19 protein-coding genes are annotated in these 19,616 nt (G+C 68.9%); 6 read left to right on the top strand and 13 right to left on the bottom strand.

All coding sequences use genetic code 11. The features are described from left to right. The first annotated feature begins 50 nt into the window (after positions 1-50). The gene (locus tag BCY76_RS09815; protein ID WP_442935355.1) at positions 51-1,217 is read left to right on the top strand and encodes an IS30 family transposase; all 1,167 of its coding nucleotides are present in this window, start codon (positions 51-53) and stop codon (positions 1,215-1,217) included. A gap of 99 nt (positions 1,218-1,316) precedes the next feature. Here the strand turns inward: BCY76_RS09815 and BCY76_RS09810 are convergent, their stop codons facing one another. Beyond that, the gene (locus tag BCY76_RS09810; RefSeq protein WP_070159079.1) at positions 1,317-2,360 is read right to left on the bottom strand and encodes an NAD(P)-dependent alcohol dehydrogenase; all 1,044 of its coding nucleotides are present in this window, start codon (positions 2,358-2,360) and stop codon (positions 1,317-1,319) included. Positions 2,361-2,650: 290 nt separating this feature from the next. On the opposite strand from BCY76_RS09810, the gene BCY76_RS09805 reads away from it, so the two are divergent. Next, positions 2,651-3,700, top strand: a complete 1,050-nt coding sequence (locus BCY76_RS09805; protein ID WP_070159104.1) for a baeRF2 domain-containing protein — start codon at positions 2,651-2,653, stop codon at positions 3,698-3,700. Positions 3,701-3,727: 27 nt separating this feature from the next. Here BCY76_RS09805 and BCY76_RS09800 read toward each other — a convergent pair whose 3' ends face one another. From BCY76_RS09800 to BCY76_RS09740, 12 genes are all read right to left on the bottom strand, one after another. Beyond that, positions 3,728-4,894, bottom strand: a complete 1,167-nt coding sequence (locus tag BCY76_RS09800; protein ID WP_070159080.1) for an acyl-CoA dehydrogenase family protein — start codon at positions 4,892-4,894, stop codon at positions 3,728-3,730. A gap of 70 nt (positions 4,895-4,964) precedes the next feature. Continuing rightward, entirely contained in the window at positions 4,965-5,885 is a 921-nt protein-coding gene (locus tag BCY76_RS09795) for an HpcH/HpaI aldolase/citrate lyase family protein (RefSeq protein ID WP_070159081.1), read from the bottom strand. A gap of 844 nt (positions 5,886-6,729) precedes the next feature. Beyond that, complete coding sequence (locus BCY76_RS09785) at positions 6,730-7,392, bottom strand: hypothetical protein (RefSeq protein ID WP_070159083.1); 663 nt, start codon at positions 7,390-7,392, stop codon at positions 6,730-6,732. A gap of 820 nt (positions 7,393-8,212) precedes the next feature. Beyond that, positions 8,213-8,515 (bottom strand): hypothetical protein, encoded by a 303-nt coding sequence (locus BCY76_RS09775; protein WP_070159085.1) that lies wholly within the window; start codon positions 8,513-8,515, stop codon positions 8,213-8,215. Then, a complete protein-coding gene (locus BCY76_RS09770; RefSeq protein WP_083277349.1) occupies positions 8,502-9,302 on the bottom strand; it encodes an ABC transporter ATP-binding protein in 801 nt (266 codons plus the stop codon). Before BCY76_RS09770 ends, BCY76_RS09775 begins: the two co-directional genes overlap by 14 nt. A gap of 16 nt (positions 9,303-9,318) precedes the next feature. After that, on the bottom strand, positions 9,319-9,561 hold the full coding sequence (locus BCY76_RS17570; RefSeq protein ID WP_139827722.1) for a hypothetical protein: 243 nt from the start codon (positions 9,559-9,561) through the stop codon (positions 9,319-9,321). Positions 9,562-9,763: 202 nt separating this feature from the next. Next, entirely contained in the window at positions 9,764-10,129 is a 366-nt protein-coding gene (locus BCY76_RS09765; protein ID WP_070159087.1) for a Rid family hydrolase, read from the bottom strand. Further along, positions 10,126-10,500: a RidA family protein gene (locus BCY76_RS09760; RefSeq protein WP_070159088.1), complete on the bottom strand. Its 375-nt coding sequence runs from the start codon at positions 10,498-10,500 to the stop codon at positions 10,126-10,128. Before BCY76_RS09760 ends, BCY76_RS09765 begins: the two co-directional genes overlap by 4 nt. After that, entirely contained in the window at positions 10,431-12,224 is a 1,794-nt protein-coding gene (locus BCY76_RS09755) for an ABC transporter ATP-binding protein (RefSeq protein WP_336582046.1), read from the bottom strand. Before BCY76_RS09755 ends, BCY76_RS09760 begins: the two co-directional genes overlap by 70 nt. Positions 12,225-12,228: 4 nt before the next feature. Next, positions 12,229-13,107: an ABC transporter permease gene (locus BCY76_RS09750; protein ID WP_070159089.1), complete on the bottom strand. Its 879-nt coding sequence runs from the start codon at positions 13,105-13,107 to the stop codon at positions 12,229-12,231. Between the two features lie 13 nt (positions 13,108-13,120). Then, a complete protein-coding gene (locus BCY76_RS09745; protein WP_070159090.1) occupies positions 13,121-14,074 on the bottom strand; it encodes an ABC transporter permease in 954 nt (317 codons plus the stop codon). Positions 14,075-14,088: 14 nt separating this feature from the next. After that, positions 14,089-15,759 (bottom strand): ABC transporter substrate-binding protein, encoded by a 1,671-nt coding sequence (locus tag BCY76_RS09740; protein WP_070159091.1) that lies wholly within the window; start codon positions 15,757-15,759, stop codon positions 14,089-14,091. A 313-nt stretch (positions 15,760-16,072) separates the two neighbouring features. Here BCY76_RS09740 and BCY76_RS09735 point away from each other — a divergent pair, with 313 nt between their 5' ends. The 4 genes from BCY76_RS09735 (at position 16,073) to BCY76_RS09720 (ending at position 19,540) form a co-directional block, all read left to right on the top strand. Further along, on the top strand, positions 16,073-16,786 hold the full coding sequence (locus tag BCY76_RS09735) for a FadR/GntR family transcriptional regulator (RefSeq protein WP_070159092.1): 714 nt from the start codon (positions 16,073-16,075) through the stop codon (positions 16,784-16,786). Between the two features lie 4 nt (positions 16,787-16,790). Next, positions 16,791-17,594 carry an ABC transporter permease gene (locus tag BCY76_RS09730; RefSeq protein WP_083277350.1) on the top strand — a complete coding sequence of 268 codons (804 nt, stop codon included), beginning with the start codon at positions 16,791-16,793 and terminating at the stop codon, positions 17,592-17,594. Between the two features lie 174 nt (positions 17,595-17,768). Then, positions 17,769-18,584 (top strand): electron transfer flavoprotein subunit beta/FixA family protein, encoded by an 816-nt coding sequence (locus BCY76_RS09725; protein WP_170922648.1) that lies wholly within the window; start codon positions 17,769-17,771, stop codon positions 18,582-18,584. Next, positions 18,581-19,540, top strand: coding sequence for an electron transfer flavoprotein subunit alpha/FixB family protein (locus tag BCY76_RS09720; protein WP_070159093.1), 960 nt, complete (start codon positions 18,581-18,583; stop codon positions 19,538-19,540). The genes BCY76_RS09725 and BCY76_RS09720 overlap by 4 nt, the downstream gene beginning before the upstream one ends. Positions 19,541-19,616: the final 76 nt, after the last annotated feature.

Raw genomic sequence — 19,616 nt, 5'->3', positions numbered from 1 at the left:
ATGGACCCCATGGCGCACCCCGACATCCCGGTCGGGAACAGTTTCATCAGCTGCGCCAACAAGGCCGCTCTGTACGTGCAGCGGCGATAGCTGTGGGAGCCTCTGCGACCAGCGGGTACACCTGGGATCGAGAGATCCGTGGTGGCGCCGGCGCGCTGCCCGCCCCTGGTGGTACCCGGGCGTATAACCGGAGAATGCGTGCTCATCAGCTGCTTGCCGGCACCGATACTAATCCCCGGTTCCTCAGCCTTGCCGAGCGGGAGAAGATCCGTGATCTGCGGGCCCTGGGGACCTCGATGCGGGAGATCGCTTCCCAGCTGGGCAGGCCACATTCGACGATCAGTCGCGAGATCGCTCGTAACAGTGATAGTGCTGGCAGGTACATGCCCTACGGTGCTCAGCGAATGGCTGCACAGCGCCGTGCCCGACCGAAGAGAGCCAAGCTCATCGGGGACTCGCCACTACGTTTGTGGGTGACCCGGAAGCTTTCGCTGCAATGGTCACCGGCTCAGATCAGTGCCACCCTGGTCACAGAGTTCCCCGATGCCCCGGAGATGCGCGTGTGCCCTGAGACGATCTACCAGGCCCTCTACCTGCAAGCCCGCGGCGGGCTGAAGAAGGAAGTCCAGACCGCGTTACGGACTGGACGTACCCGTCGGAAGCCGCAGGGCCAGCAGCGCAGGCCCCGCTCTCTGGGGCAGAACATGATCATGATCAGCGACCGGCCCGCTGAGATCGAGGACCGGTCCGTTCCTGGCCACTGGGAGGGAGACCTGATCATGGGGGCAGGCAACCGCTCGGCCATTGCGACTCTCGTTGAACGCCAGAGCCGCTATGTCATGCTCTGCCATCTGCCTGGGGATCACACCGCTGAGACTGTCGCTGCTGCGGTGACCGCTCAGATTAGCAGATTGCCGCAGCATCTTCGTGGTTCGCTGACCTGGGACCAAGGATCAGAGATGGCACAGCATCACAGGATCACCATCGAAGCTGAACTGCCGGTGTATTTCTGTGATCCCGCCAGCCCCTGGCAACGGGGATCGAACGAGAACACCAACGGCCTGCTGCGTCAATACTTCCCCAAAGGCACAGACCTGGCGGTCCATGGCCCTGAGGACCTTGAACACGTTGCTCACCTGCTCAATGGTCGGCCTCGTAAGACACTTCAGTGGGCCACCCCAGCTGAGAAGATGAGAGACATCATCCTCACCAGCTGACCATCAGCTGGTGCAACGACTCATAGAATCCGCCCGCTTCATGACGATGGAGATGCATGGAAAAGTGACCCCTCGGGCAGCCCGAGCGCAAGGAACGCGTCAGCTCCCGGGCAGCACGACGGCCTTGAGCGCCTGGGGGTCGCGGCCGGCCAGGGTCAGCGCCTCCTCGGTCTGCTCGAGCCCGAAACGGTGGGTGATCACCGGCCGCACATCCACCGCCTCCCGGGAGATCAGCTCCAGGGCGGCCGGGTAGCAGTTGGCGTAGCGGAACACTCCGCTGATGGTGAGTTCACGACCCTGCAGGGCGAAGACCTCCAGCGGCAGGATCTCAGCACCCATACCGACGACCACCGCACGACCGGCGCGGGCGAGAGCGCGCACCCCGGCGGCGAAGGCCGGAGCGGCGCCGGAGCACTCGAAGAGCACGTCATGCTCAGCCTCGATGCCTGCGCCGCCGGGCACGGTCTGGAAGCCGAGGTCGTCGGCGACGGCGAGGCGGTGCGGGTTGAGGTCGGTGAGCGTGACGCTGCGCGCCCCGAAGGCCCGTGCGGCCTGGGCGGCGAAGAGTCCCACGGGGCCCGCCCCGGTGATGAGCACACGGTCGCCGACGCTGACCCCGGCCTTGCGGCAGGCCCAGACCCCCACTGAGACCGGCTCGGCCATGGCGGCCTGCTCGGCGTCGAGGTTCTCCGGGGCGGGGTGGGCGAAGGCGGCGTCCAGGGTGACGAAGCGGGCGATGGAGCCGTCCACCGGCGGAGTGGCGAAGAACTGCACGTCAGGGCACAGGTTGTAGCGCCCCTGGCGACACTGCTCACAGGCCTTGCAGGGGATGCCGGGCTCCAGGGCGACGAGCTCACCCACCCTCCCGGGGTCGACATCCTCACCCACACCGACCACATGCCCAGCCGACTCATGACCGATGACCATGGGACTGGTGAGCACGAAGTCCCCGATGCGGCCGTGCTCGTAGTAGTGGACGTCGGAGCCGCAGATCCCGACCGCGCCGATCTCCACGAGGACTTCGTGAGGCGCCGGCTGGGGCACGGAGCGGTCCTCGATGCGCACATCGTGGACGGCATGCAGGACGGCGGCGGGATTCGAGCCGGAGATGCCGGCGGCGGGCCGGGCGGGGGTGGTGGTCATGACGGATTCCGTTCGTCGAGGGACTCAGGGCGGCACCCCGGGGCGAGGCACACAGGCAGGTCCCCTCATCCTACGACCATTTATGCATCACTGTAAGACTTAAGAGTCGGGGCGGGCACGTCGGCCTGGACGCAGCCCCGCCGGGCATGGGTAGCCTCGAAGGGCGGGACGCATGCACCGGTGAGGCGCGGAGGGGACACCGCCGAGGCTGAGGTCGCGCGATCGACTCAGCCCGGCATGATTCGGCATGGTTCGACATGGTTCGTGGAGAGGACGAGGAGGAACTCACGATGCAGCTCACCCCGATCGCCCAGCTGATCGACCACACCCCGCCCTTCAGCACCGTCTGCCTGCAGGGCAGCTCCCCCTCCGAGGACGCCGAGCACCAGCTGCGGCTGCGCTGGGACGCCCTGCGGAGCCGCCTGGAGGAGGCCGGGGCTCCCGCCGAGGCGCTGGAAGCCCTGGACGCCGCGCTGGTCGGCGGCGAGACGGATCCCACCCAGATCCACACCGAGGGGAGGGTGCTGGTCGCCGACGCCGACACCGTCCTGCTCGACGAGCCCTGGGACGCGACCCGGGGGCAGGGCGATGCGGCCCATGTCGGCGACGCTCCCGCCGTGGGTGACTATGTCCGGGAGCGCGCCGGATCGGCCGTGCTGCTGGTGGCCGTGGCCGACCAGGAGGGCGCGACGCTGCGCCGCGTGACTGTGGCCGAGGGCCTGAGCACCGAGCCTGATGCCGAGCAGCAGGTCGAGGGTGCCGGTGACGGCTCGGTCCACAAGCCGCGCGAGGGCGCTCTGTCCCACCGGCAGATCCAGCGTCGGGCCGACGAGGTCGTCACGCAGAACGCCCGCAGCGTGGCCGAGCGGCTGGAGAGCCTGGCGGCACGATGGCGCCCCGACGCCGTCGTGCTGGCCGGAGAGGTCCAGGGGCGCACCGCCCTGGCCGAAGAGCTCCCCGCTTCCCTGGAGAGCATCACCCACGTCGCCGAACGCGGAGGGATCGGCGACGAGGCCGCCGAGGAGGCGCTGGCCGAGGACCTGCTCCTGATCACCCGGCGGCTCGCCGCGGGCCGATCCCAGGATCAGACCTCACGTTTCGATCAGGCCCGCGCGGAGAACCGCGTGGCGGAGGGCGCCGCCGCCGTCCGCCTGGCCGCCGAGATGGGCGGCGTGGACACCCTGCTGCTCCAGGCGGACCGGTCCGCACCGGAGGAGGACGAGCTGATCGCCGCAGCGGCACGCGTGGACGCCGAGGCCGCGGTGACACGAGCCGAGCTGCCGGACGGCGTCGCGGCGGTCCTGCGCTTCGAGGCGCCGACCGAGGTCACCCGAGCCTGAGACGGCGGGAGACCGCCGACCGAGGGCTCAGGCCAGCAGGTCCCCGGCCACGGTCTCCCGCAGGATCTCGGAGCTGCCGCCGAAGATGGTCATCAGACGCACCGCCAGGTAGGCCTGCGCCACCGGGTACTCGAGGATGTAGCCGTAGCCGCCGTGCAGCTGCAGGCAGGCGTCGATGCTCTCCTTGGCCCGCTCGGTCGCCCACATCTTGGCCTTGGAGGCCTCGACGACGTCGAGCTCACCGGCGTTGAACCGCTCCACGGCGGCGGCCACGTAGCGTTGGGTGGCCTCCAGGGAGACCTGCAGCTCCGCCAGGCGGAACCGGGTGTTCTGATACTCGGCTACCGGGCGGTCGAAGGCCTGGCGCTCCTGGACGTAGGCCACGGTCTGGCGCAGCACCTCCGCGGCGACGACGGCGGCGGAGGTGGCCACCGCCAGCCGCCCCTGCGGCAGGATCGCCTTGGCGATCTGCAGGCCCTGCCCCTCCTCACCGATGAGGTTCGCCGCGGGGGCCCGGACCCCGGAGAAGAACAGCTCGGCAGTGTCGGAGGCCTTGAGCCCCATCTTGTCCAGCTGGGTGCCCACCTGGTAGCCGGGGTTGTCCGCCTTCTCCACCAGGAACAGGCTGAAGGAGCCCGCCCCTCCGCGCTGCTTGACGTCCGAGCCGTCGGTGCGGGCCAGCACGAGGGCGCCGTCGCCGGAGATGCCGTTGCCGATGAAGGTCTTCTGGCCGTCGAGCACCCAGTCCTCGCCGTCGCGGACGGCCTTGGTGCGCACACCGCGCAGGTCGGACCCGGCGCCGGGCTCGGTGAACGCCACGGAGGCGATGAAGCTGGAGTCCATGAACTGCGGGAGCCACCTCTCCTGCTGCTCCGGCGAGCCGAAGCGCAGCAGGGCCGGCAGCACCCAGTCGTCGTGGAGGTGCAGCGCCAGGGCCAGGCCGAGGGCGTCGACCCGGGCGAGCTCCTCATCGACGACCATGCGGAAGCGGTAGTCATCTAGTCCCATGCCGCCGTGGTCCTCCCCCACGGCGAGGCCGAGCAGCCCGTTCTCCGCGGCGGCCTCCCAGACGGCTCGGTCCATCATGTGCTCAGCGTCCCAGCGCCGGTAGTGCGGGGCCACCTCGCGGGTGACGAACTCACGCACCACCTCGCGGAACTCCTCGTGGATCTCCTCGTAGAAGCCGGGGAACATGGGGGTCCTTTCAGATCAGGAGGTCATCGGCAGATCTGGGCATGATCGCTGGGCTCGCCTGCTGATTCTCTCATTCTCCGGGCTGGTGCACGCGGGTGGCGTCGTATCGCGCCATGATCCGCTGCGCCTGCAGCGCCACCGGGGCGTCGACCATCTGCCCACGGAAGCTGAACGCGCCGACGGTGAGGGGGTCGGCGTCGGCGCCGGCCTCCTGGCGCAGGGCCACCAGCAGGGCCTTGGCCCACTCCACCTCCCCGGCGTCCGGGGTGTAGGCGCGACGCACGGTCTCCACCTGATGCGGGTGGACGCAGGCCTTGGCCACGAAGCCGCTGGCGCAGGCGTCCTCCGCCTCGGCGGCCAGCCGCGGCAGGTCCCGAATGCCGGTGTTGATGGCGTCCAGGGCGGGGACGCCGGCCGCCCCGGCGGCGATGAGCACGCTGTGGCGGATGTGTCGGATCACCGACCGATAGGCTCCGTCGGCGGTGCGGGCGGTGGTCCCGCCGAGTCCGGCGATCATGTCCTCGGTGCCCCAGAACAGGGCCTCGACGGCGGGGTGGGAGGCCAGCGCGGGGGCGTTGAGCACTCCGATGGGGCTCTCGACCTGAGGGATCAGTCGGGCGTCAGGCAGGGCTGCGGCGACGTGGTCGAGCACGCCGAGGTCCTCCGCCTTGGCGACCACCACGTGCCGCACCGGGCTTCCTTCCAGGGCGGCCAGGTCGGCGTCGAGCTCCCCGAAGGAGACGCCGTTGAGACGGACCACGGTGACGGCGGGATCGAGGGCGGGGACGTCATCGTCCCCACCGGTGATGGCTGTGACGGCGGCGGCACGGGCAGCGGGCTTCTCCGCAGTGGTGACCGCGTCCTCCAGGTCCACGATGACGGCGTCCGAGCGCTCGGCGGCCTTGCCGAAGCGGTCGGGGCGGCTGCCGGGGCAGAACAGCAGCGCGGGGCCGAGGGTGAAGCTGGAGACAGGGGCATCCGGACGGGGCATGGTTCTCCTGAGGCAAGATCAGAGGGGCGTACGGCAGGTGGCCTGGCGTCAGGCTCGTCCCACCGTACGCCCCGCAGTGTGACGCATTCCCCAGCGCCGCGCCACACGTTGCGGACTTACCGGCGGGTCGAGTTCCGCCAGATGTCCCGCCCATCCGGACTGACCGGCAGGAGCGAGAGACACTGCTGAGCCATGGCGATCCACGCGCCCCAGGTCACCCCCGGGCCACCTGCCGACAGCAGGATCAATGCGCTCGCGCAGAGACCTCCGGCCAGTGGGCCGGCACAGGCTATCCACCGCGCGTTCTGCGTCGAGACAGGAGGCCGGAGAATACGGAGATGCAGAGGCGAGCGCCACAGCGCCACTGGGGTCCCTCGTCCATGCAGGAGTCGAACTGCTGCCACATGACCCATCTCATGACACGAGGTCACCACGAACAGCGTCGCCAAGCCCACGAGACATTGCCAGGGGAACCACCGTCCGATCGCGAGAATCCAGGCCACGACGCCGCTGCTGATCCCTATGAATGCCATCAGCGGAATGTTGACAGTGACGACGTACCAGAAGATCTGCGCGTAAGCCACCCACCCGCCGCCCAGCGGGAGTCGTGCCGCGTGGAAGTGGCTCAGCGGCCCAGAGACACGGACAGCGACCACCTCCGACCCTAGGGATCGGAGGTCCTTGATATCGTCTGACGTCAATCCACGAAACGGAACGTCGCCTGCCTCCAAGCGTCGGACCAGTTCCCATTGTCTCTGCGTCACGCGCAGCTCTTGAGATCTGATCTGGTCGAGCAACCACCCCGGCGACCCCGTCACGAAACCCCCATGCAGCACCACCTGGATCATGTGTAGGCCAGGGGTCGACGCGTCTCCCGTCGGGCGACGACCAGCCGGACGAAGAGCCAGCTGACCATCCCGAGGGTGAGCACATACAGCGCGTCATAGACCGCGCCGGGGAGTTCGGTGAACACCACGAGCGCCAGGAACGTGGCCGCCGCCGCGATCAGCAGCCCGGCGACGAAAGCCCCCGGCTCGCGGGAGTCGACCGGCAGAAGGCCTCCGACCGAGTACCCCACGGAACACGCCGCCAGCGGAACGAGCAGCGTCTGGATCGACACGTTATCGTGCCCGGCCCAGACGGCGAGCACGGTGGTCGCGGCCACGACGCAGGCGACGATGCTCATCACCGCTGCAGCTTTCGGCGCCTGCCAAGCTGCCCGCCCGAGGTACACGTGGTGCAGCCAGTGGGACCTGCTGGTGGCGCCGTAAGCGGCCAGGGCCGCGATCAGACACACCTGAACGCCCACGTAGGCAGGGACGACGCCCACCTCCGGCATCCATGTGCCCCCACCTGGTCGCAGCAGCGAGACCACCAGGGCCAGGACACCGGTCACCAGCAGGATATTCAGCGCCAGAGAGACGATCGACGCACGGAGCACCTGCCTCACCTCCAGGGACACGGGGCCGCGCAGCCAGCCCGCCGAGAGCCAATCGATGATGCGCACGACGGTGAGACCGGTCCGTCCGATGGGGGATGAGACCGAGGGTGCTGACGACAACGACAGGGACGCGAACCACGCCGCAGCCCCGAGAGCCCGAGCCCCACCAGGCTGACCACAGCCCCCGGAACACCGAGGGCCAGCCCCTGCGACCAGCGGAACAGCAAGGCGCCCTCCGCCATCGCCTCCGGATGCAGAACACCGATCCACACGACGACGCCGGCCCCCGCAAGCACCGCGGACAGCCCCACAGCGTCGGCGGCTTCCCGAGGGAGACGCACCATCTGTCCGAGCCTCGAGACTCCACGGATCACCGCCAACGCCAGCGCCGTGATGATGAGCGCCACGACGCACACTGTGACCGTGGCCCAGACCGCTCGCCCGGCCCCCAGGCTTCCCGACAGTACATAGACGGTCGCCGGAGCGGCGCTCACCACGGTCCCGAGAGAGGAGAGGACCACAGGAATGTCGGACGCCAAGGTGCTCGCACGACGCCCGATGGGGAGCACATGGATGATATACCCCAACGTCACCACTGCGTTCCCCGCCAGGATCGACAGGCACCCGCAGACGGCGGCCGTCAGCGCCACATAGAGCACGATCATCAGGTGGTAGTACGTTCCCGCCAGAGCTTCATGCCCAGCAATGGATCCTGCCGTCCAATGAGCCACGGTGAAGATGACCGCCTGGTATCCGAGCACCAGGGCTCCGACCCCGGCCCATACCCATCTCCGGCGAACAGTATCGCTCGGGCCCGAGCCGAAAAGCTGCCTGACCACCGAGATCCGCAACGCCCGCGTCAGTACCCAGGCCTGACGCACCACGGTCACTGGGACACCTGGAGCCGCCGAGGGACGAGCGCCAGCAGGCCCCAGATGGCGAGGGTCAGCACCAGAGGTGTCAACAGAAGGTGAGCCGGGACACCGACCATGTGCAGATCCCAGAAGAGCCCATCAGCCTCATGATGGATCTCCACGAACCCGGGAATCCCCGAGACGCCACCCTGCCCCTCCGACCGAGTGCTGGCGCTGAAGAGCAGAGCCATTGAGGCCAGGAGGTTCCCCACGGCTGCCACCAGATACGTGAGGACGAATCCCCACGGCCAGAATCGGGACCTACGCTTGTCCAAAGAAACCCTCCATGAATTCCTGAGCCATCAGCACAGGGGCGTCGCCTGGTGCCGTCAATTCCACATAGGCGTCGAGCAGTGAGCCCGTCTGCGTCTGCTCCGTGACCCGGCCCGGTGCGCCCGAGACGATCAGGCCCCCCCGATGCAGCAGGTGCACCTCATCGAAGGCATGCTCAGCAAACCTGAGGTCATGGGTGGAGATCAGCACGGCGCCACCTCCTCGGACGTACTCCTGCAGGAGGGTCCGGAGGACGAGATGAGTCCGCGGATCCAGGCCGCTGAACGGCTCGTCCAGAATGAGTACATCCGGACGGTGCGACAGCGTCACCGCAAGCTGGAGCTTCTTCTTCATCCCGTGGGAGTACTGCCCGATGACGACGTCGGCGGTCAGCTCCAGACGAAGTCCCTCCAGCGCCTCGCGGAAGATCCCCCTGTCACAGCTGCGACGCAGGCTCCTCGTGAACTCGAAGAACTCCTCACCCGTCAGACGCTCCGGAAGTCGCAGCTCATCGGGCACGAAACCGAATCGCTCCTTCGCCGCGGGCTTCCGAGCGTCGACGCCGAGGATGGTGATCTTACCCCGGTCAGGACTCTCGATGCCGCTGAGGCAGTGCAGAAGCGTCGACTTCCCCTCACCGTTGGGGCCCAGCAGCCCGGCCACGCGGCCCCGCTGCACAGAGAAGGAGACTCCCTGCAGCACCGCATGATCGCCGAAACTCTTCTGCACCTGCTCGACGGCGAGCGCGGGGACTCCATCAACCGACGGCACCCCGGGGCCTCTCGTCATTCCCCGAGCCTCAGGCTCAGCGGTAGCATCCGATCCTGATGAACTGTCCGCTCGGGGTGTTCTCCCAGAAGGAGACCCCGGTGAACCCTTGCCGACGGCAGTAGATGAAGACCCCCACGGCCGCAACCACCGCCAACGCAGCGATGATGACGGCTGCGACGACGAAGACGGTCACCAACTCAGAGTTGCCGTCCGCCCGTCGTCGAAGACGTTCTGGAGCCTGAAAGAAGGATTCTACGACGGCACCGAAAGCAAGCATCCCCGAAATCAGGCTTGTACTGACCCGGTCTGCGAGCGAGTTTCCCCCTGAGACTGCATCGACATGATGAGCTGCGACAGTCATATGTTTCACACCTTGTTCTTCAAGATTCCAATGGCCACGAACACCGTACAGACAACTACATCCGCGGATCAATGAATCTCATGTAAGACTGTCCTTTCGGACAGTGTCTGTGATCGCCTCACCGGAGGGTCGCCGCGTAGGCCCGGATCTCGACCTGGGAGGACCGGCTGGCCGCCGACGCCTGCACCACAGACAGCGCCGGGACCGGCCGGTCCCCGAGCCAGTCGTTCCAGGCGCGCGCGAAGTCCTCGGCGTCGTCGATGCTCAGCAGCCACACCTGCGCCATGACGATCTGGCGGGGGTCGCCTCCCACCTCGGCGAGCAGGTCATCGATCGTCTCGAGGATCTGCCGACTCTGGCCTTCGACGTCCAGGGACTTGTCCGGCGCTGTCAGGCAGGCCGAGGCCAGACCGCCATGGGCGGAGGCCAGGTGGATCCCCGGCGCCCCCGGGGCGGTGACACGTCCGGCCTTGGTGATGCTCATCGGCCCTCCGTCCCAGCCGTGCGCGCTGCAGTGGCGACGACCTCCACCAGGATGTCGGGCCGGTGCAGCTCCCCGGAGACACAGGTGCGCGCCGGCGGGTTCTCCTTGTCGATCCAGTGGTTCCAGGCCTTGTTCATCGCCCCGAAGTAGCGCATGTCGCTGAGCCAGATGTGGATCATCAGCACGGAGCCCTGATCCTCGCCCAACTGTTCCAGCAGCTGGTCCAGGCGCTGCAGACACCAGCTGGTCTGATCCGCCGCGCTCAGGGACGTGTCCTTCGCCGTGATCCCCGAGAAGAAGATCAGATCCTCTGTGGCGACGGCCTCCGCCGCTCTGGCCCCGGCGATCTCCCGCGTTCCGATGCGTTCCATTCCTCACCTTTCGTCGTGTTATGTGTCAGCGCCGGGTGGCGCGTCACTGATGTCAGCTCTGTGCCGCCCGCCCCGAAGACCGAGGAGGCCTCAGAGGCCCCGTCCTGGGACGGCCTCCAGCAGAGCAGTCGTGTACTCATCCTGCGGGGCGTCGATGATCTGCCCACGGGTCCCGCCTCCACCACGCGGCCCCGCCGCAGGACCACGACCTCGTCCGCGATCTCCGAGGTGACGCCGAGGTCGTGGGTGATGAACAGGCAGCTCACGCCGATCTCGGACTGCAGGCCGCGCAGCAGGTCCAGGATCTGTTTCTGCACGAGCACGTCGAGGGCCGAGACGGCCTCGTCGCACACCAGCAGCTCGGGCTCGGCGACCAGCGCCCTGGCGATCGCCACGCGCTGCCGCTGCCCGCCGGAGAGCTCCCCGGGATACTTTCCCAGGGCGGACTGCGGCAGCGCGACGTGATCGAGGCACTCCCGGACTCTGCGCCGCTTCTCCGCGCGTCCGAGGTCGCGTCGCGGGACGAGCGACTCCGCGATGAGCCCCGCCACGCTCCAGTACGGATTCAGCGAGGAGAAGGGATCCTGGAACACGGGCTGGGTCAGGCTCCGCAGGTAGCGGATGTCATCGCGGGACTCCGGCCGGATGGCGCGTGCGCCCACCCGCGCCTCACCGCTCGTGGCCTTCTCGAGCCCGAGGGTGATCCTGGCGACCGTCGACTTCCCGGACCCGGACTCTCCGATCACCGCTGTGGTGGTGCCCTTCCTGATGTCGAAGCTGACGTCGTCGACGGCCCGCAGCGGCTCCTTGAAGCCCCGGATCTTGAAGTCCTTCACCAGACCGCGGATGCTCAGGAAGCTGGGGCCCCCGTCGTCCTCCCGCGGCGCCTCCTCCCGGCGCCGGTGGGCGTCCAGCCGCGGGGCGGCGTCCACGAGCCGCTGCGAGTACGGGTGGCTCGGCGCGCGGAGGATCCCCCTCGGGGTGCCCTGCTCGACGACCTCACCGTCGGACATCACCACGACCTCGTCGGCCCGATCGGCGGCCACGCCGAGGTCATGGGTCACCAGGATCCGAGTCAGACCCCTGTCCTCGGCGAGCGTGTCCAGGTGATCCAGGATGCGCTTCTGCACGGTGACGTCCAGGGCCGAGGTCGGCTCGTCGGCGATCAGCAGCTCCGGATCGCCGGAGAGCGCGATCGCGATGAGGATGCGTTGCCTCATCCCTCCCGAGAACTCGTGCGGATACTGCCGGAACCGGCGCGCCGGCTCAGGGATCCCGGCGTCGTCCATGAGCTGCAGGGCCCGACGCCGCCGATCCTCCTTGGATCGCATGCCGTACTGCTTCAGCGCGTCACAGATCTGGTCACCGATGCGCATCGAGGGGTTCAGGCTCGCCATGGGGTCCTGCGGCACCAGCCCGATGCGTGCTCCCCGATAGTGGCGCAGAGTGCCCTCGGAGAGGTCCGCCAGACGCTCGCCGGCGTAGTCGACCTCCCCGCCGACGACGCGGGCGTTCTCCGGGAGCAGGCCCAGCAGCGCCTTGACGGTGGTGGACTTGCCCGATCCGGAGCCGCCCACGATCGCCAGCGAGCGCCCGGGGGCCACCGCGAAGCTGGCTCCTCGCACCGCGTCCTGCCCGTCGTAGGCGACGCGGAGGTCCCGCACCGTGATCAGCGGGTCCGGCCTGATGGGCGAGCTGTCCGTCTCGTGTGCCGTGGTCGTCATCGGGTCACCTCGCATTGGGGTCGAGGGCGTCGCGCAGGGCGTCGCCGAACATGTTGAAGCCCAGGCACATGACGATGATCGTCAGACCCGGCCAGACGGCCGCCCAGGGTGAGCGGTAGATGTACTCCTGGGCGTCGGCGAGCATGATGCCCAGCGACGGCTCGGGCGGCTGGATCCCCAGCCCCAGGAAGGAGAGCATCGCCTCACCGATGATCGCCACCGGGATGATCACCGTGGCCTGGACGATGATCACCGAGGACGCGTTGGGCAGCAGGTGCTGGAACAGGATCCTCGCCTGCGAGATGTTCATGGCGCGGGCGGCCTGGACGAACTCCAGCCCGGAGATCCGCAGCGCCTCCCCGCGGACCACTCGCACGATGATCGGGATGTTCGCGATGCCCAGCGCGATGGCCGCGTTCTCCAGACTCGGCCCGCGGATGGCCGCCAGGCCGACCGCGATGATGAGGAACGGGAAGGCCAGGGCGACGTCGGTGAGTCGCGAGACGACGGCGTCGGCCACCCGGGAGTACCCGGCCAGCAGCCCCAGCGGGGTCCCGACGCCCACGGCGACGGCGACCGAGAGCAGCCCGATCCACAGGGAGGTGCGGACGCCGTAGAGCAGCCGTGAGAGCACGTCCCGGCCCAGGTCGTCGGTGCCCAGCGGATAGCCGGCGGTGCCTGGGGTCTGGAACGGGATCTGGAAGTTGACCGCGGCGAAGTGATGCGGGGCGATCCAGGGGGCGCCGACGGCGGCGATGACGGTGAGCAGCAGCAGGAGGCCGCCGATCACCCCCAGCTTGTTCCGGGCCAGCTGCTGGAGGCCCCGGATGAAGGGACTGCGGCTCGTCTCCGCCGCGGCCGCGGTGGCTGTGGTCTGATACATGGGCACGTCCTCCTCAGGCACTGACCCGGACTCGGGGATTGATGACGGTGTAGAGGATGTCCACCAGAAGGTTGATCACCACGTAGAGCACCGTCACGACCAGCACGACGGCCTGGATCACCGGGAAGTCTCGCGCCAGGATGGCGTCCAGGGTGAGGCTCCCGATGCCGGGCAGGACGAAGATCTGCTCCGTGACGACCGCCCCGGAGAGCAGCGCGCCCAGTTGGAGTCCGGTGATGGTCACCAGGGCGATGAGCGCGTTGCGCAGCCCGTACTTGAACAGCACCCGCGGCTGGGACAGCCCCTTGGCCTTGGCGAATCGGACGTAGTCGGTGCCCATCGTCTCGATCATGGACGCCCGTGTCTGGCGGGTCACCACGGCGGCCAGCGCGGTGGCCAGCACGATCGCCGGCATCGTGAGGTGGTACAGCGCCGCCAAGGGGTTGACGCCCATAGGGACGTACCCGGATGCCGGGAACCATCCGAGGGTGATCGCGAAGAGCATGATCCCCAGCAGGCCGAGCCAGAAGCTCGGCAGGGAGAGCCCCAGCAGGGCGATCCCGTTGCTGAGGAACTCCGGGAACCGTCCCCGGTGCCGTTCGGCGATCATCCCGAGGATGATGCCGCCGACGGTCGCCAGGAACACGGCGTAGAGCGCCAGCCAGAGCGTCACCGGCAGCGTCTGGGAGATCATGGAGGTCACCTCCTGCCCGGTGCGGGTCGACTCCCCGAGGTTCAGGGTGACGACGTTCTTCAGGAAGATGAGGAACTGCTCCACGAGCGGGCGGTCCAGTCCGAGGTCGGCCCGGATCGCGGCGATCTCGGCCGGGCCGGCCTCATCGCCGGCCATCGCCCGCGCCGGGTCACCGGGCAGTGCCCGGATCCCCAGGAAGATGACGACGGCGGAGATCAGCAGCGTGATCAGGGACTGGACGAGTCGGGTCAGGAAGAAGCGGCTCTTGGTCATCGTGACGGCGGCCCTCAGTCGTCGCCGAGGTCGAGCTCGTCGATGTCGATCTCCTCTTCGGCCGCCTCGGTGTCGACGAACGCCGCACCGGAGACCCGCAGGATGCCGTCCGGGGAGAACCAGACGCCGGCGATGGATTCGTGGGCCGCACCCAGGTTGCTCAGCCGGTAGGTGACGATGATGTTGTTCAGCTCGCCGGCCCGTTCCACCGCCTGCCCGTAGAGCTCGACGCGCTCGTCGTGGTCCACGGTGCGGGCGGCCTCGTCGAGGTACTCGTCGATCTCCGGGTCGGAGAGCCCCGAGTAGTTGTTGCCGGCACCGGTGGAGAAGTAGTTGTGCAGGTTGTTGTGCGGGTCGATCATCCCGCCCCAGCCCACGAGGATCGCGTCGAAGTCGCCGCGGTCCTGGGCATCGAGCAGGGCGGTCCACTCCATGGGCCGGATGGTGAACTCGAAGCCCGCGTCCTCCACGGAGGCCTGCAGGGCCTGCGCGTAACGCAGGGAGTCCTGGTCGTTGCGCACGGTGAGGTCGATCTCCACGGGGATGTCCACCCCCGCGTCCTCCAGGAGCTCCATCGCGCGGTCCGGGTCGTGCTCGGGGCAGTCGGTGGCCCGCTCGTCGGCGAACGTGCTGATCGGTGACATCGGTGTGCAGGCGGAGACGTACCAGTTGTTGAACACGACGTCGACGAGGGAGTCCCGGTCGATGGCCAGCGAGAGCGCCTCGCGCACGGCGGGCTCCTGGGCCACCACGGTGTCGATCTCACCGGGCGGCTGGCCGGTGCCGTCCACATTGCCGATGTTCAGCGTCAGCCCCTGGAATCCCAGGGAGTCCAGGACGAGGCCGTTGACCTCACCGGTGGCGTCGTCGACGAGCGCGTCGAACTCCTGGGGCGAGACGGTGTCGGTGAGGTGCACATCCCGAGAACGCAGGTTGGCGGCCCGGATGTTGTGGTCAGGCATGATCACGTAGGTGATGGAGTCCAGGTGGACCTCGTCGGCCCCGTAGTAGTGGGGGTCGGCGACGACGTCGATGCGGGTCTGCGGCACCCGCTCCACCAGCGCGAAGGGCCCCACGCAGCTGGGCGCCTGGGCGAAGTCGTCCCCGAGCTCATCGAGCGCCTGAGGAGACATGATCATCCCGGCGCGGTCGGACAGCGTCGCCACCAGGGGCGCAAAGGGCTCGGCCAGCTCGATCTCGATCTCATGGTCGTCGACCACGCGAATCTCCTCGATCGGCCCCATGTCCGAGCTGCGCGCGGAGGTGGGGTGCTCCAGGTGCCGCTCCAGGCTGGTCCTGACCGCTTCGGCGTCCATGGGGGTGCCGTCGGAGAAGACGGCGTCCTCGCGCAGCGGGATCCGCAGCACGGTCTCGTCCTCGGAGTAGTCCGGCAGCTCGGTGGCGAGCATCGGGATGATCTCGCCCTCGGCGTCGATGTCGTAGAGCTTCTCGCACATGGACTCGAAGACCATGCGCCCGGCCCGGGTGCGGGCCGTGGTGGGGTCGAGTGCGTCCGGCTCCTGGGACAGGGCCATGACGAGGTCGCCGCCCTCGACGGCCTCGTCGGCGGCCAGCGGAACGGACGACTCCCCCTCACGCGCGTCGACCTCCTGCTCTCCGATCTCCTGGACCTCGGAGCAGCCCACCAGGGCGACCAGGGACAGCAGGGCGAGTGATTTCTTCATGGGTCGTGACACCACCGTTTCAGGGAGCGGATTGGACAGCGCGAGTGAGTATCAGGTCACTTGGTCGGACCAAATCTCATGAGTCCTGAGTCTGTGCTCCACATCACATGGATGTCAAGAGTTTCGCGAAAACTCAACGACTGGTAGGCCCTCTGGGCGTTGACTGCCCCGTCCTGTCCATGCCACGGTATGGACACTTGGTCGGACCACCGGTCCACCGGTGGACGATTCACGGGTCGCCAGAGACGCATCCGCCATACTGGGGAGGCACGGAGCGCGGCCGGCAGACGACCGGCCACGGAGCGGAGGACCCATGCGCGAACTCGACGGACTCTCCATCAGCTCGGTCACCGTCGCCGAACAGCTCAGCCGACGCCTGATCAGCATGATCGAGGACGGCGAGCTCAAGGCCGGCGACAAGCTGCCCAACGAGCGCGCCCTGGCGGAGTCGGCGGAGGTCTCCCGCACCACCGTGCGGGAAGCCCTGCGGGACCTGGAGCTGCGGGGGCTGATCACCAGGACGCGCGGCCGCGGCACAGTGGTGCGCGCCGTCCGGCGTCCGGACCTGCACGCCGGGATGCTCGGCTCCATGGAGACCTCCCACCGCGTGCTCCGGGAGGTCATGGACCTCCGCGCCGTGGTCGAGCCCCCGATGGCGGAGCGTGCGGCCGACCGGGCACTGGACTCGGAGCTGCCCGGGCTCCTCCACCGTGTGGAGCAGGCCGAGGAGGAGCTCGCCCGACCGGACCCTTCCGTGCCGCTGCTCTTCCAGCTGGACATGGCCTTCCACAGTGAGATCGCGAAGCTGACCCACAATCCGATGCTCACCCGACTGCTGAACGTCACCCACGACTGGATGACGCCCTCAGAGGCAGGCCTGCACCTGCCCGACGAGAAGCTGAGGACCGCGGTGGAGGCGCACCGCCGGATCTACGAGGCCATCCGCCGGCACGACGCCGACGAGGCCCGCCGCCTCATGGCCGAGCATCTCGAGGAAGTCGCCGCCCACCTGGACCTGCAGCGGTGACGCGATGGCGGCACCGCTGAGCCTGGGCGACACCTGGGCCGCCGACCTGGCGGTCGGCTCCCTCCGCGACTGGGCCCAGTACGGGCTGGGCATCGCCGTGATGGGTGCCGCCACCGTGGTGCTGCTGCGCCGCTCCGGCATCCGCCTCGGCGCACTGCCGCTGGTGGCGCTGGTGCGGGCGGCCGCCCAACTCACGCTCATCGCCCTGCTGCTGCAGGGGGTGCTCACCGCTCCCTGGACCGTGGTGCTGTTCATCCTGCTCATGCTCTCCACCGCCTCGGCCACCTCCTTCCGACGGGCGAAGGAGCTCCCCCGCGGCCCCGCAGGAGCCGTCCTCGGCGTGCTGATCGGCGGCACCATGACCGTGGCGGTCGTGCTGCTGCTGGGCCTGGTCGCGTGGGAGACGGAGAAGATCATCGCCATCGCCGGCATCACCATCGGCAACTGCATGACGGCCTCCACGCTCGCGATGCGACGGTTCGCCTCCAGCCTGCAGCAGCGCTCCGGAGAGGTGGAGGCCTGGCTGTCCTTGGGGGCGCGACCGGCCCAGGCCACGGCCCAGATGCGCCGGGAAGCGGTGCGGGAGGCCCTGCTCCCGAACCTCGACCAGACGAAGAACACCGGACTGGTCACCCTGCCCGGGGCCTTCGTCGGCGCACTCTTCGGCGGCGCCTCGCCTGTCGAGGCCGCGCAGTTCCAGCTCGTCGTGCTGGCCGCGATCGGCCTGGCCGGGTCGGTGACCGCCCTGCTGGGGACCTGGTGGGCGGCGCGCTCACCCCGGATCCCCCTGCAGGCGGCGTCGAGCTGACGCCTCCCAGACCCCCTATCGCACCATGACGCCTGACCATGACACCTGAGGTCGCGCACCTCACCTCCGGACGCGTTTCGTGGCACCATGCTGGGATGCCTGCTGGCGGGAGCCCCGCTCCCGCACCATCGGATCTGTTCGGAATCGCACGGAGAGTGAGGCGAGGTCAGCCCCATGCCTGAATCGGCAGCTGGAACCCCCCTGCACATCATCACCCTGGTCAAATGGGTGCCGGACGCTCAGCTGGAGCGCCGGTTCACCGCGGAGCGACGCATCGACCGCTCGGAGGGCATCCTGGGTGAGCTGGATGAGTACCCGCTCGAGGCCGCCCTGCAGATCAAGGAGGCCGCCTCACGGGACGTGCGGGTCTCCGCCCTGACCATCGGGCCGGCGGGCGCGGCCACCGCCGCGAAGAAGGCCCTGCAGATCGGCGCCGATGACGCCTTCCACCTCAGCGACGACGCGCTGACCGGCGCCGACGTCGTCGCCACCTCTGCCGCGCTGGCCGCGGCGATCGAGCATGTCCTGGCCGACGGCGATGCCGAGGGCGAGCACCTCGTCATCACGGGCATGGCCTCCGAGGACGGCGAGTCCGGCGCGGTGCCGCCGCAGCTGGCCGAACGACTCGGACTCAACCTTGTCACCCAGGCCACCGCCGTGGCGCTGGAGGAGGACCGGCTGGTGGTCACCCGCGCCTCCGCCACGGAGCAGCAGCGGCTGGCGGCCGCCCTGCCGGCCGTGGTCTCCGTGACCGACCAGGCCAATGAGCCCCGGTACCCGAACTTCAAGGCGATCATGGCGGCGAAGAAGAAGCCGATGACCTCCTGGAGTCTGGCCGACGTCGGGCTGGACGCTTCCGCGGTGGCCTCGAAGGCCACCGTGCTGACCGCGGAGGCGCGTCCGCCGCGCACCGCGGGCGAGATCATCACCGATGAGGGTGATGCCGGCGTGAAGATCGTGGAGTTCCTGGCAAAGGAGCGTGTGCTGTGAGTGTTGCCCTGGTGTTCTTCGAGTCGCTGGACGCGCGGCTCTCCTCGGCCCAGCAGGAGCTGCTGACCCTGGCCGCCACGCTCGGCGAGGTCCATGTGGTCACCGGGACCCCGGGTGACCGCGCCGTCGACGCGGTCGCCGTCGAGGGTGTGCAGACCGTCTACACCGGTGACGCGGAGATCCTCACCCCGGACCCCGCCCTGGTGGACCTGCTGGAGACCGCGGTGCAGGAGACCGCCGCCTCGGCGATCCTCGCCCCGGACACGCCGGACTCCACCGACGCGCTCGCCCGCCTGGCGGTCCGCCTGGACACCGGGATCATCACCGACGCCGTGGGCATCGACTCCGAGCGGCGTGTCACGAAGTCCGTGCTGGCCGGCTCCTACACCACCACCGCCGAGGTGGCCGAGGACCGCGCCCTGGTGGCCACGGTGAAGCCGAACTCGGTGGAGGCCGCCGTCGTCGCGGGCCAGGCCCCCGAGGTGGTCGCACTGCCGGTGGGCCCCTCTCTCGCCGAGGGTGCCGCCGCCTCCGGCGGTGTCGAGGTCCTTCAGCGCACTCCGCTCGAGGTCTCGGAGCGCCCGGCCCTGACGGAGGCCCGCGTCGTCGTCGCCGGCGGCCGCGGGGTGGACGGGAACTTCGGTCCGCTGGAGGAGCTGGCCGATGAGCTGGGTGCGGCGATCGGCGCCTCCCGCGCGGCCACCGACGCCGGGTGGATCGACCACGCCGCCCAGGTGGGCCAGACCGGCGTGACGGTGTCCCCGCAGCTCTACATATCCGCCGGCATCTCCGGGGCGATCCAGCAGCGCGCCGGCATGCAGACCGCCCAGACGATCGTGGCGATCAACAAGGACGAGGACGCCCCGGTGTTCGAGATCGCCGACTTCGGCGTGGTGGGCGACCTGTTCGAGGTCGTGCCGCAGATGGTGGAGGAGCTGCGCCGCCGCAAGGGCTGACCCCCGGGCCAGCGGCATGTGGCCTGCCTCACATACCATGAGGGGGTCATGCGGGCAGGACCGCCGCACCCAGGGA

It is taken from the genome of Nesterenkonia sp. PF2B19, assembly GCF_001758425.2.
In the GTDB taxonomy this organism is placed as follows: domain Bacteria; phylum Actinomycetota; class Actinomycetes; order Actinomycetales; family Micrococcaceae; genus Nesterenkonia; species Nesterenkonia aethiopica.
Note: the sequence above shows the minus strand (reverse complement) of the source record. Positions and strands in the feature narration are given on the sequence as shown.